Genomic DNA, 12,371 nt, shown 5'->3' on the forward strand with positions numbered 1-12,371 from the left:
CTCTATTGAACAATATCTAGCAATGTGCAGATTAATAACGGTAGTGGTCAGCCTTATAAGGGCCTTCCTTCGTTACGCCAATGTAAGAGGCTTGCTGATCTGACAGTACAGTTAGCTGTGCATTCAATGTCTTGAGCTGCAAACGAGCAACCTTCTCATCCAAATGCTTAGGCAATGTGTAAACGCCGACTGGGTATTTATCTGTGCCAACTGCATTCCACAACTCGATCTGTGCAATCACTTGGTTCGCAAATGAAGAGCTCATGACATAAGATGGGTGACCTGTACCGCAACCAAGGTTAACCAAACGGCCTTTAGCCAAGATGATGATGCGCTTCTCAGGGTTTCCATTGGCTGCTGGGAAAATTACGTGATCAACTTGTGGCTTAATTTCTTCCCACTTGTATTTCTCGATACCAGCCACATCAATCTCGTTATCGAAGTGTCCAATGTTACAAACGATAGCTTGGTTCTTCATCTTCACCATGTGGTCATGTGTAATCACATGATAGTTACCAGTTGCTGAAACAAAGATGTCTGCCTTATCTGCAGCGTAGTCCATTGTCACTACGCGATAGCCTTCCATCGCTGCTTGTAATGCACAGATTGGATCCACTTCAGTAACCCAAACTTGAGCAGACAAAGCACGTAGAGCTTGAGCTGAACCTTTACCTACATCGCCGTAACCACAAACCACGGCAACCTTACCGGCAACCATTACGTCAGTAGCACGCTTGATCGCATCAACCAAAGATTCGCGGCAACCATAGAGGTTATCGAACTTACTCTTAGTAACAGAATCATTCACGTTAATTGCTGGGAACTTCAAGTCACCTTTTGCGAACATCTGATAGAGACGATGTACACCAGTAGTAGTTTCTTCAGTTACGCCTTTTACTTTTTCTAAGCGTGTGGAATACCAAGTTGGGTCTTGTGCTAATTTCTTTTTAATGGCAGAAAACAAAATGGTTTCTTCTTCGCTTGTTGGGTGATTCAAGCAAGCCTGATCTTTTTCAGCACGTGCGCCAAGGTGCAGTAGCAAGGTTGCATCGCCGCCGTCATCCAAAATCATATTGGTGAAGCCGCCATCAGCCCACTCAAAAATACGGTGGGTGTAATCCCAATACTGCTCAAGAGTCTCGCCCTTGATGGCAAACACTGGTGTGCCATTTGCAGCAATTGCTGCAGCAGCGTGATCTTGTGTGGAGAAAATATTGCAAGAGGCCCACTGCACTTCAGCGCCGAGCGCTTCAAGCGTCTCGATCAATACTGCCGTTTGAATGGTCATGTGCAATGAACCAGTGATGCGTGCACCACGCAATGGCTGCTGCGATGCAAACTCGTCGCGAATTGCGATGAGACCTGGCATTTCAGTTTCAGCAATGGCAATTTCTTTACGACCAAAATCAGCCAAAGAAATATCAGCAATAGCGCAGCGGGTTGCTACAAAGTTGTTTAAATCGGAAACGGTACTCATGAATGCTCCAGCTAAAGACGATCCAATGCTGGAGTAGGAACTCGCTAGCCATTGAATCATGGGTTAGCGAGCGCAGTTGCAATTAGCAAACTCTGGGGTTACCTAGGAGTCCACTCCCTTCAAGCCTGGGGAAACACTGGTTCTCAGTATTCCTTGCAACGCTCCTTGAAGGTATGACGAAATTGTAATCAATTTCGCCATATTTCGCCTCAATACCACTACATACTGCAAATTTACTGCCTAGAAAGCAGATTACAAGCCGGCTGCTGCACGTAAGGCAGGCGCCTTATCGCACTGCTCCCAAGTAAATTCTGGCTCTTCACGACCAAAGTGACCATAAGCAGCAGTCTTACGATAAATCGGACGTAATAGGTTCAGCATCTTGACGATGCCCTTTGGACGCAAGTCAAAGTGCTCAGAAACCAGCTGTGCAATCTTCTCGTCAGAAATCTTGCCAGTACCGAAAGTACTCACCATTACTGAAGTTGGTTTAGCCACACCAATCGCGTAAGAGATCTGAATCAAGCACTTGCTTGCCAAACCAGCAGCAACGACGTTCTTTGCCACATAGCGACCAGCATACGCAGCGGAACGGTCAACCTTGGAAGGATCCTTCCCAGAGAAGGCGCCACCACCGTGAGGAGCTGCACCGCCGTAGGTATCCACAATGATCTTGCGACCTGTCAAACCACAATCGCCTTGCGGGCCGCCGATCACAAATCGACCTGTTGGGTTTACTAAGAAATTAATCGCGCCTTTGATCAAATGCTTTGGCAACACTGGTTTGATGATTTCTTCGATCACTGCTTCGCGCAATTTCTCGAGAGAGATTTCTTCATCATGTTGTGTGGAGAGAACTACTGTATCGATTGAGTCAGGCTTGCCATCCACATAGCGCAAGGTCACTTGAGACTTCGCATCTGGACGCAACCAGTTCAAACGGCCGTCACGGCGAAGTTGAGACTGACGCTCTACCAAGCGGTGGGACAAGTGAATTGGCAAAGGCATGAGCTCTGCAGTTTCATCACAGGCGTAACCAAACATCAAACCTTGGTCACCAGCACCTTGGTCTAAGCCGTCATCATGAGCCTTGTCTACACCCTGTGCGATATCAGGACTTTGCTTGTCATAAGCAACCAACACGGCACAACCTTTGTAATCAATACCGTAGTCAGTATTGTCGTAACCAATTTCACGCAAAGTATTACGAGCTACTTGAATGTAATCCACATTGGCATTCGTTGTAATCTCACCAGCCAACACTACTAAGCCGGTATTACACAAAGTTTCTGCAGCAACGCGCGCAGTTGGGTCCTGAGCCAGGATCGAATCCAAGATGGCATCAGAGATTTGGTCTGCTACTTTATCGGGGTGACCTTCAGAAACCGATTCTGAGGTAAAGAAGTAATCATTTGCCATTGCATATTCCTTTAAAAATTAACACGATCATTGGGACAACTCGACGTGCCAGGAATTTCAACGGCGACGCTTTAGCAGAATTTATGAATCGCCCTGCAAGTTGCCTTAACTCAGCGATGGTGCAATTTTATCCGAAAAATGCTTTATTTATCAAGCTAGATCGGAAATTTGGCCCTAGCGCTGGCATTGAATATCATTAGAGGGTGCGCAAATTCCTTCTTAAGCTAACCCTCGCTGCAATAGCGGTATTACCCTTATTCCTAGTTCAGGTAATTGGGGCTGCTTTAGGGGTTCTGGCTTATGTGGGCTCCAAGCAATATCGATCACTTTTTCGTCCTCAATACGAGGCCGTTATTAAAAGTCATCATTTGCCCCTGCAAATCTGGCGTGCGACTGCTGCATCTGGGCAACTCTTCTCTGACAGTTTGTGGATTTGGCGAAATCCCAAAAAAGCACTTTCCCTTGTTGAAGTACAAGACTGGGATCTCGTTGAAGCAGCTATCAATGAAGGACATGGCTTAGTCATGCTCACACCCCACCTTGGCGGCTTTGAAATTATTCCTCGGGTACTTGCGCAGCACTTCCCCGCCACCATTCTTTATCGTCCGTCCCGCCAAGAATGGCTTAACGAAGTGGTGGAAGAGGGTCGCGCTTACCCCAATATGCATTTCGTACCAACGAACCTTAATGGCGTTCGTCAAATGACGCGAGCGCTGACACGTGGTGAAGCAATTGGCATTCTTCCAGATCAAGTCCCGAGCGGTGGTGAAGGTGTGTGGGTTCCTTTTTTTGGACGCCCTGCCTACACAACTCCACTTCCTGCACGCCTAGCCAATCGCAATAACACACCGGTTGTGATGTTTACTGCCAAACGTAAAGGGCTTGGTAAAGGCTGGCTCATGCAAGCTAAGAGACTAGAGCCGCTTTCTGAAGACTCGACACTCGCAGCCACTGAACTCAACGTTGCCATTGAGAATGCAATCCTAGTTGCACCCAATCAATTCATCTGGGCCTATAACCGCTACAAACATCCCAGTGGAGCGGAATTACCACCGAGTAACTAGTTAATAAATTTATAATTTATTCAACATGACCTGGTTACAAAACGTTTTCAATTTTCTAGCACTCAGCTTACTGCGCCTGTTTGCTTTTTTGCCTTATGTTCTCACTATTTACATAGGTTATGGCCTTGGCTGGTTGGCGGCGCATATACCCAATGAGCGTGCCAAGGTTGTTAAAACAAACCTACGTCTTTGCTTTCCTAATCTGAGCGAAGATGAAATTCATTCGCTTGCATTAGAACATTGGAAGTTATTCGGACGCAGCGTCATCGAGAGAAGTCGTATTTGGCTTGGCAGCGGAAAGCAGATCACCAACATCGTCAGCATCAATTCTGAGATTACGCTGGGGGATCGCAAACCACGTCTACTAATCAACCCACACTTTGTTGGGCTTGAAGGTGGCTTCATGGCACTATCGGTATTAGCAAGTCAGCATGATTGGCCTCGTGGTGCTGGCCTCTACCAAAATATGAAGAATCCTTTTTTCAATCAAAAAATGATTGAATGGAGAAATCGTTTTGGGGGGAAATCAATCGAGAGACAAAGTCGCTTGCGCGATTTGATCCGGGAAATTCAAACCGGGAACTTTATTTTTATTGCGCCTGACATTGATCTCGGTCCACGTGACTCGGTTTTTGTTCCCTTCTTTCGAATTCAAACCAATACCATCACCTCAGTCTCACGCCTGGCTAGGCTCAGCGGTGCAGAAGTGTGCCTCATGACCACAACCTTAAATGCTGATCGGATGGGATATACCTGCAACATCAGCGCGCCCCTTCCCAATTTTCCAACAGATAATGTTGAGGCAGATACCGCACGCCTGAATAAATATATCGAAGACCTTGTTCGCGAAAGGCCTGCAGAGTACTATTGGGTACACAAGCGCTTTAAACATAGGCCGCCTGGCGAGCCTAGCCTTTACAACTAATTGGAATTCTTTTGAGCACGAATTTAAACCTGTCTTCACGCAAATTACGCTTCACCAAAATGCATGGTGCGGGCAATGATTTCATTGTGCTCAATGGGATTGATCAAGATCTCAGCGCTATCACTCGTGAACAATGGCAAAAGCTTGCCCATCGCCAGTTTGGTATTGGTGCGGATCAAATCCTGCTGGTTGAAAAAGCCACGCGCCCTGATGCCGATTTTCGTTATCGTATTTTTAATTCTGACGGTGGCGAGGTAGAGCAATGCGGTAATGGCTCGCGTTGCTTTGTTCGCTTTGTTCTCGACCAAGGTCTATCAACTAAAAATCCTTTGCGCGTTGAAGTTGCGCATACAGTGCTTACACTTAAATCTCATGAAGATAGCCAGGTGGAAGTGGATATGGGCGCGCCGATTTTTGAGCACAGCCAAATTCCATTTAATGCGAGTGGCCTAGCAAGTAAGCAAGAGTTTCATGAAATGCTCTATGCATTACCTATTGCTACGCCTGCTGCACACGATAGCTGGATAGGTGTTTTGTCGATGGGTAATCCCCATGCAGTTCAAGTGGTGGGTGATGTTGACAGCGCACCCGTTCTCGAAGAAGGTCCGTCAATCGAGAGAGATCCGGTATTTCCAAAAAGAGTGAATGCTGGCTACATGCAAGTGATCAATCGCAATGAAATTAAATTGCGCGTCTATGAGCGGGGCGCTGGTGAGACTCTTGCTTGTGGCACTGGCGCATGCGCTGCAGTAGTCTCCGGCATTCGTCGAGGCTTACTTGACTCCCCCGTCAAAGTGCACACCCGTGGCGGTGATTTGCAAATTGCCTGGGGCGGAATGTTTAATGAAGTGGCCCAGAGCGTCATCATGACTGGGCCAGCCATCACCGTGTTCGAGGGTGAAACACAAATCTAAAGGGTAGAACTGCAGAAACTACTGCTACTGCTCTTTAAATTAAATTCCGTATTTCTCGCGATAGGCTTTCACTGCTGGAAGATACTTTGTTAACTCGGCATTGCTCGAGGCAGTTAAGAAGGCCATCAGGTCTGCCAGGTTTGCAATTGCTACAACCGGCAAACCAAACTCTTGCTCCACTGCTTGCACTGCTGACTTATCGCCAATCTCTGTAGCCGTACCGGACTTCTCCATACGATCCAAAGCAATCAATACCGCCGCCGGCTCAGCACCCGCATCCCGAATCAACTTCACAGACTCGCGTACAGATGTCCCGGCTGAGATCACATCATCAATGATGACCACCTTGCCTTTAACTGGAGCACCCACCAGTGAGCCTCCCTCGCCATGATCTTTGGCTTCTTTACGGTTGTAGGCATATGGAACATTGCGGCCAGCATCGGCTAAAGCAATTGCAGTGGCAGCAGCCAAAGTGATGCCTTTATAAGCTGGGCCGTACAGCATGTCATATTGAAGACCAGACTCTTGCAAAGCCTTGGCGTAATACTTTCCTAGCGCACTTAGGCGGGTACCATCATTGAATCCGCCCGCATTAAAGAAATAAGGAGAAAGGCGCCCCGCTTTAGTTTTAAACTCCCCAAACGACAAAACATTTGCCTCCAAAGCAAATTGAATAAAGTTATCTTGATTAGAATTTTTTGAGCTCATAGGCCTATATGTTACGCATCATTTCTGCCAACCTCAACGGTATCCGCTCCGCGGTCAAAAAAGGCTTTATGCCATGGGTGGTGAAGCAAAAGGCGGACTTTGTCTGTATGCAGGAGCTCAAGGCTCAGCAAGACGATTTAGAAGATGCCATTCTGAATCCGGATGGGCTACACGGCTTTTTTCATCATGCCGAGAAAAAAGGCTATAGCGGGTGCGGCATCTATACCCCCCATAAGCCAGATGAGGTCCTATATGGCTATGGCAATGAGGAGTTCGATGCTGAAGGTCGCTATGTCGAGGCTCGATTCAAAAAGCTCTCTGTCATCTCGGTATACATGCCCTCAGGCTCAAGCTCGCCAGAAAGGCAGGAAGCAAAATATCGTTATCTAGACTCTTTCTTGCCACACTTGGTTGAACTCAAAAAGTCAGGGCGCGAAATTGTGCTGTGTGGGGACGTCAATATTGCCCACAACGAGATTGACCTTAAAAACTGGAAAGGCAATCTGAAGAACTCAGGATTTTTACCCGAAGAGCGCGCTTGGCTGACAAACCTATTTGGCAAAATTGGCTACGTAGATGTCTATAGAAAACTAGAGCCCGAAGCGACTGACGCCTGCTACACCTGGTGGAGTAATCGGGGTCAAGCTTATGCAAAGAACGTGGGCTGGCGCATCGACTATCACATCACTACCCCAGGAATTGCGGGGAGCGCTAAAAATACTGCGGTGTATAAAGAAGAGCGTTTCTCAGATCATGCACCACTCACAGTAGATTACGACTGGTCTATTTAGCGACTTGTGAATCGTGTTTTTTGAATTCCACTACTTTGAAGTGGATGGTGAGCCAAATCAGAATTAAGACCGGCGCTCCAATAATTGCGGTACTGATAAAAAAACTTGCATAGCCAAAGTTATTTACAAAAACGCCAGAAAATCCAGCCAGCCACTTTGGCAATAAGAGCATCATGGAGCTAAATAATGCGTACTGCGTTGCGGAGTACTGGATATTCGTCAAGGCCGATAAGAATGCGATGAACGCTGCCGAAGCTATTCCGGAACTCAGGTTATCCGCAGAGATCACCCAAACCAAGCCATGCAAATCGTGGCCCTGTGTCGCAAGCCAAGCAAATAATAAATTGCTGACGGCCGATAAAATTGCACCCAGCAACAAAATGCGCATCACACCAAAACGTAAAGTGAGTACACCCCCAAGGAAGGCTCCAACTAATGTCATCACTACTCCAAAGACTTTACTAACAGCTGCGACCTCATCTTTGGTGTATCCCATATCTACATAAAATGGGTTAGCCATAATTCCCATCACCACATCACTAATACGATAGATGGCAATTAAAGACAAAATCAAAATAGCGTGCCAACCGTAACGCTTAATAAAGTCGGCAAATGGTTCAATCAAGGTTTGATGTAGCCATGCCTTTGCATTGCGCGCTTTTGCAAGCTCAATACGAACCGGCTCTTTACTAAATAAGGTAGTAATGACCCCCACCCCAATCGAGAGCGCCATACAAAGATAGGCAAATTGCCAGGCAGCCGGATCATATCCAGCAAGCCCAGATTCAGCACGGGCAGCCAACCAGAGAACACCTGCACCAGACCAAATCAATGCGAGGCGATAGCCCGTTTGATAGGTAGCGGCTAATGCTGCTTGATGATCACTATCTGCAGACTCAATCCGAAAAGCATCTAAAGCAATATCTTGCGTTGCAGAACCAAAGGCAACCAGAAGAGCGCACCACACAATTGGTGTGAGTTGAGCTTTGGGATCAATGCTGGCCATGCCGACCAAGCCAAGAATAATGAGCAACTGCGCAAAAAGCAGCCAGCTACGTCTTCTACCAAATAATGTTGATAACAAAGGGATGGGCAATCGATCTACTAAAGGGGCCCACATCCACTTAAACGCGTAGATCAAACCAACCCAAGTCAGATAACCAATCGTGCTGCGATCAATACCAGCCTCTCTTAGCCAAAAGCTCAAGGTTCCTAAAATAAGCAGCAAAGGTAGACCGGCGGAGAAGCCCAAGAAGAGCATTCGGAGGCATGGCCATTCGAGATAAACCCGAAAATCTTTCAGCCAGGACTGAAGGGCACTAAGCACGTCGAACGCGGAACAGCGCTAGGCTTCCAAAAAGATTCGGCATCAAAGTAACCTGACGACCCTCATGCAAGATGCATTGATCCAGAATTTGGAGACCCAAGCTTGAGGCTAATTTTTCAAAATCAGCAACGGTAAGAACGCGCACATTAGGCGTGTTGTACCACTGGTAAGGCAAGCTTTTAGAAACTGGCATACGGCCAAAGCCAACTGCTAGGCGGTGTGACCAATGGCCAAAATTTGGGAAAGAAACAACTGACTCCTTGCCAACGCGCACCACTTCACGCAAGATCTTTTCAGTTTCGTGAATGGTTTGTAGTGTTTGAGAGAGTACAACCGTATCAAAACTATTGTTCTCAAAAAGTGCCAAACCGCCTTCAAGATTTTGCTGAATGACATTCAAACCTTTTTGCACACATGAGAGTACACGGGCATCATCAATCTCAACGCCATAAGCATGGACTGGCTTTTGTTTCTGCAAATACTCCAAGAAACTACCATCGCCGCAACCCAGGTCTAGCACTTCACTATTGGGCGCAATCCAGTTCGCTATCGCGGCAAAGTCAGCGCGCTTCATGATTTAGCCTCAAGCATTTGTTTGAAATAAGCACGAATCAGATTGTGATAACGCGAGTCATCTAATAAGAAAGCATCATGCCCATGTGGTGCATCAATCTCTGCATAACTCACTTCACTCTTATTACTGAGTAAAGATTCCACAATTTCGCGGCTGCGATTAGGGGGGAAGCGCCAATCAGTAGAAAAACTCACGACCAAAAACTTAGCTTGCACTTCTGCTAGAGCGCGATTGAGACTTCCTTCATAACGACGAGAAGGGTCAAAATAATCTAGCGCCCTGGTAATGAGTAAATAAGTATTGGCATCAAAGTAAGTAGAAAACTTATCGCCTTGATGGCGCAAATAACTCTCTACCTCAAATTCCACATCAAAGCTAAAGCGGTAGTCTTGAGATTCGCCGTGAGGTCGTTGTAATTCGCGCCCAAACTTTTCTGCCATATCATCGTCAGATAAGTAGGTAATATGTCCAACCATACGAGCCAACTTTAGACCACGCTTTGGCACCACGCCATGCTCGTAATAATTACCACCATGAAAATCTGGGTCAGACAAAATAGCATTACGCGCTACTTCATTGAACGCGATGTTTTGCGCACTCAGTTTTGGCGTCGAGGCAATAACCAAACAATGCCCAAGGCGTTTTGGAAATTGGATAGACCATGCTAATGCCTGCATTCCACCCAAGCTTCCACCCATGACTGCAGCAAAACGACGTATACCCAATTTATCAGCCAAACGCGCCTGAGTATTGACCCAATCCTCAACCGTGATGACAGGGAATTCTGCGCCATAAGGCTTTTTAGTGGCAGGATTGATGCTCATTGGCCCGGTCGATCCGAAGCAAGAGCCTAAGTTATTAACCCCAATAACAAAGAAATGATTTGTATCTACTGGCTTGCCTGGCCCAATCATGTTGTCCCACCAGCCGATATCTTTTGCATCATCGGGATTGGGTCCTGCTACATGGTGTGATGCATTGAGCGCATGACAAACCAGCACGGCATTACTTTTATCGGCATTCAGCTTGCCGTAAGTTTCAATAACTAAATCGTAGCTCGATAAGATGGCGCCACTTTGCAAAGGCAAGGGCTCGGCAAAGTGGATAGTGTTTCTAGAGAGATGTAACTCGCTCATTCGGACAGAAGAATGCGAAGGCTAATATCAGATGCTTCGGTTGGCAGCTTCTTAAAGCCGCTTCGAGCAAATCGATGCCAGCGACCTAGGACGCAACTCATCAACATAGCTGCTCGGACACTAACCTCATCTTGACTTACATTCGCCCAAGCACCGCCTTGGGTTTGAGCAATGCGTAAGGACTGCTTGAGAGATGCCTCCACGCGATCCAGTACCTGTGTAATACGCTCTTGCAGGCGATCATCCTCTTGCAACAAAGCATCACCCAAAAGTACGCGAGTCATGCCAGGATTCTTTTCTGCGAAGAACAACAGCATCTGCAAAATCCCGCGAGCTTGTGCAAGCCCAGATTCTTCTTTTTGATTAATCTGATTAATCAAACCAAAAACTGTTTGCTCAATAAATGAAATCAAGCCCTCAAACATCTGCGCCTTACTAGCGAAATGCCGATAGAGCGCCGCTTCTGATACCTGAATTTTTGCCGCTAATGCTGCAGTAGTGACTCGCTCACCCTTTGGGTTTTGCAACATCTCTGCCAGCACCTGCAAGATCTGTAGACGACGTTCACCAGGACGCGGGCGCTTGCGTGTCTTACCCTCTTCGGCAACCGTCGCTTCGATCTCTGATGCAGTAGGGTCTAAGGAATCACGCATATCTATATCTCTTATCCACTCTCAGCGGGAGCGAATCATTGTTCCAAAAGCTTGTTCAGTCAGAATCTCAAGCAACAGTGAGTGCTCAATTCGACCATCAATGATGTGAACAGAATTCACACCACTCTTTGCCGCATCTAATGCAGAGGAAATCTTTGGCAACATTCCACCAGAAATCGTTCCGTCAGCAAACAAACCATCAATTTCACGTGCAGTCAGATCGGTTAAGAGTGTGCCGGCCTTATCCATCACGCCCGGAATATTGGTCATCATGACCAATTTCTCTGCATGCAAAATTTCTGCCATCTTGCCAGCGACTAAGTCAGCATTGATGTTGTATGCCTGACCTTCTTCGCTAAATCCAATCGGAGAGATCACTGGAATAAATGCGTCATCTTGCAATGCTTTAACAACTGCCGGATTAATGGCTTCAATCTCACCAACAAACCCTAAATCAATAGTGCCGCCTGCTTTCTTTTCATCGGCAACCAACATCTTCTTCGCACGAATCAAGCCACCATCTTTACCAGTCAAACCAACCGCCTGGCCACCGAAGTGGTTAATCAACATCACAATATCTTGCTGTACTTCACCGCCGAGAACCCACTCCACCACTTCCATGGTTTCTTCATCGGTTACGCGCATACCTTGAATAAAGGTGCCGGTCTTACCAATCTTCTTGAGGGCTTCATCAATTTGCGGACCGCCACCATGCACCACTACTGGGTTCATACCAACCAGCTTAAGCAAAATGACATCGCGCGCAAAACTTTCTTTCAGGCGCTCTTCGACCATCGCATTCCCGCCGTACTTAATCACAATAGTCTTACCGTGATAAGCGCGAATGTAAGGCAAAGCCTCGGCCAAAATCTCCGCCTTAAGTAAGGGTGGGATTTCGCTAATAGATGGGGATTGCTTAGTCATTGCTACTTGTGTATTCAGTCTAGTAATTAATCGCCAAACAATTTTTGACGAAGTTCACGACGCTCTTGCGCCTCCAGTGAGAGATTGGCTGTTGGACGTGCAATTAAACGGTTCAAGCCAATCGGCTCGCCTGTCTCCTCACACCAACCATAATCACCAGACTCAATGCGGGCCAAAGCCTGCTCAACTTTTTTCAAGAGCTTGCGCTCACGATCACGTGTGCGCAGCTCAAGTGCATGCTCTTCCTCGATCGTTGCACGGTCAGCAGGATCAGGAACCAAAATGTTTTCACGCAAATGCTCTGTAGTTTCAGAAGCATTTTTCAAAATATCGTCTTTTAAAGTCAAGAGCTTTTGACGGAAAAAATCTAGCTGAGCCGCATTCATATAGTCCTTTTCGGACATCTTGAGCAATTCAACTTCTGTTAAAGGGGCACCCTTAGCAGCCTTTGCACTTGCA

The 12,371-nt window shown here is 46.8% G+C and carries 13 protein-coding genes and 1 riboswitch; of the genes, 4 read left to right on the top strand and 9 right to left on the bottom strand.

Annotated elements, in window-relative coordinates; translation table 11 throughout:
• Positions 1–31: 31 nt before the first annotated feature.
• Together ahcY and metK are read right to left on the bottom strand one after the other, a co-directional pair.
• On the bottom strand, positions 32–1,477 hold the full coding sequence (gene ahcY / locus FD975_RS09835) for an adenosylhomocysteinase (RefSeq protein WP_215302208.1): 1,446 nt from the start codon (positions 1,475–1,477) through the stop codon (positions 32–34).
• A gap of 61 nt (positions 1,478–1,538) precedes the next feature.
• A riboswitch (S-adenosyl-L-homocysteine riboswitch) is annotated at positions 1,539–1,650 on the bottom strand.
• 79 nt (positions 1,651–1,729) lie between these two features.
• Entirely contained in the window at positions 1,730–2,896 is a 1,167-nt protein-coding gene (gene metK, locus FD975_RS09840; RefSeq protein ID WP_215302209.1) for a methionine adenosyltransferase, read from the bottom strand.
• Between the two features lie 203 nt (positions 2,897–3,099).
• Between metK and FD975_RS09845 the strand changes: the two genes are divergently transcribed.
• The 3 genes from FD975_RS09845 to dapF are packed head-to-tail and all read left to right on the top strand — an operon-like array spanning position 3,100 to position 5,799.
• A complete protein-coding gene (locus tag FD975_RS09845; RefSeq protein ID WP_215302210.1) occupies positions 3,100–3,960 on the top strand; it encodes a lysophospholipid acyltransferase family protein in 861 nt (286 codons plus the stop codon).
• A gap of 25 nt (positions 3,961–3,985) precedes the next feature.
• Positions 3,986–4,885, top strand: coding sequence for a lipid A biosynthesis acyltransferase (locus tag FD975_RS09850; RefSeq protein WP_215302211.1), 900 nt, complete (start codon positions 3,986–3,988; stop codon positions 4,883–4,885).
• A 59-nt stretch (positions 4,886–4,944) separates the two neighbouring features.
• Positions 4,945–5,799, top strand: coding sequence for a diaminopimelate epimerase (dapF, locus tag FD975_RS09855; protein WP_215303993.1), 855 nt, complete (start codon positions 4,945–4,947; stop codon positions 5,797–5,799).
• 39 nt (positions 5,800–5,838) lie between these two features.
• On the opposite strand, the gene pyrE is transcribed toward dapF, so the two are convergent.
• Positions 5,839–6,507, bottom strand: a complete 669-nt coding sequence (pyrE, locus tag FD975_RS09860; protein WP_215302212.1) for an orotate phosphoribosyltransferase — start codon at positions 6,505–6,507, stop codon at positions 5,839–5,841.
• A gap of 8 nt (positions 6,508–6,515) precedes the next feature.
• Between pyrE and FD975_RS09865 the strand changes: the two genes are divergently transcribed.
• Positions 6,516–7,298, top strand: coding sequence for an exodeoxyribonuclease III (locus tag FD975_RS09865; protein WP_215302213.1), 783 nt, complete (start codon positions 6,516–6,518; stop codon positions 7,296–7,298).
• On the opposite strand, the gene FD975_RS09870 is transcribed toward FD975_RS09865, so the two are convergent.
• The 6 genes from FD975_RS09870 to dksA are packed head-to-tail and all read right to left on the bottom strand — an operon-like array spanning position 7,291 to position 12,316.
• Complete coding sequence (locus FD975_RS09870; RefSeq protein ID WP_305848965.1) at positions 7,291–8,625, bottom strand: MFS transporter; 1,335 nt, start codon at positions 8,623–8,625, stop codon at positions 7,291–7,293. The genes FD975_RS09865 and FD975_RS09870 overlap by 8 nt on opposite strands.
• Complete coding sequence (metW, locus tag FD975_RS09875; protein ID WP_215302215.1) at positions 8,618–9,199, bottom strand: methionine biosynthesis protein MetW; 582 nt, start codon at positions 9,197–9,199, stop codon at positions 8,618–8,620. The genes FD975_RS09870 and metW overlap by 8 nt, the downstream gene beginning before the upstream one ends.
• Positions 9,196–10,335 carry a homoserine O-acetyltransferase gene (locus FD975_RS09880; RefSeq protein WP_215302216.1) on the bottom strand — a complete coding sequence of 380 codons (1,140 nt, stop codon included), beginning with the start codon at positions 10,333–10,335 and terminating at the stop codon, positions 9,196–9,198. The genes metW and FD975_RS09880 overlap by 4 nt, the downstream gene beginning before the upstream one ends.
• Entirely contained in the window at positions 10,332–10,988 is a 657-nt protein-coding gene (gene slmA / locus FD975_RS09885) for a nucleoid occlusion factor SlmA (RefSeq protein WP_114654129.1), read from the bottom strand. The genes FD975_RS09880 and slmA overlap by 4 nt, the downstream gene beginning before the upstream one ends.
• Positions 10,989–11,009: 21 nt before the next feature.
• The gene (argB, locus tag FD975_RS09890) at positions 11,010–11,912 is read right to left on the bottom strand and encodes an acetylglutamate kinase (protein ID WP_114654130.1); all 903 of its coding nucleotides are present in this window, start codon (positions 11,910–11,912) and stop codon (positions 11,010–11,012) included.
• A gap of 26 nt (positions 11,913–11,938) precedes the next feature.
• Complete coding sequence (dksA, locus tag FD975_RS09895; protein WP_062307316.1) at positions 11,939–12,316, bottom strand: RNA polymerase-binding protein DksA; 378 nt, start codon at positions 12,314–12,316, stop codon at positions 11,939–11,941.
• Positions 12,317–12,371: the final 55 nt, after the last annotated feature.

Source organism: Polynucleobacter sp. AP-Jannik-300A-C4 (assembly GCF_018688335.1).
In the GTDB taxonomy this organism is placed as follows: Bacteria; Pseudomonadota; Gammaproteobacteria; order Burkholderiales; family Burkholderiaceae; genus Polynucleobacter.

Coding starts and splice junctions, on each gene's coding strand:
- slmA (WP_114654129.1), bottom strand. CDS start 10,988: ATGCGTGATTCCTTAGACCCTACTGCATCAGAGATCGAAGCGACGGTT.
- FD975_RS09865 (WP_215302213.1), top strand. CDS start 6,516: ATGTTACGCATCATTTCTGCCAACCTCAACGGTATCCGCTCCGCGGTC.
- FD975_RS09850 (WP_215302211.1), top strand. CDS start 3,986: ATGACCTGGTTACAAAACGTTTTCAATTTTCTAGCACTCAGCTTACTG.
- FD975_RS09880 (WP_215302216.1), bottom strand. CDS start 10,335: ATGAGCGAGTTACATCTCTCTAGAAACACTATCCACTTTGCCGAGCCC.
- metW (WP_215302215.1), bottom strand. CDS start 9,199: ATGAAGCGCGCTGACTTTGCCGCGATAGCGAACTGGATTGCGCCCAAT.
- dksA (WP_062307316.1), bottom strand. CDS start 12,316: ATGTCCGAAAAGGACTATATGAATGCGGCTCAGCTAGATTTTTTCCGT.
- dapF (WP_215303993.1), top strand. CDS start 4,945: ATGCATGGTGCGGGCAATGATTTCATTGTGCTCAATGGGATTGATCAA.
- metK (WP_215302209.1), bottom strand. CDS start 2,896: ATGGCAAATGATTACTTCTTTACCTCAGAATCGGTTTCTGAAGGTCAC.
- ahcY (WP_215302208.1), bottom strand. CDS start 1,477: ATGAGTACCGTTTCCGATTTAAACAACTTTGTAGCAACCCGCTGCGCT.
- argB (WP_114654130.1), bottom strand. CDS start 11,912: ATGACTAAGCAATCCCCATCTATTAGCGAAATCCCACCCTTACTTAAG.
- pyrE (WP_215302212.1), bottom strand. CDS start 6,507: ATGAGCTCAAAAAATTCTAATCAAGATAACTTTATTCAATTTGCTTTG.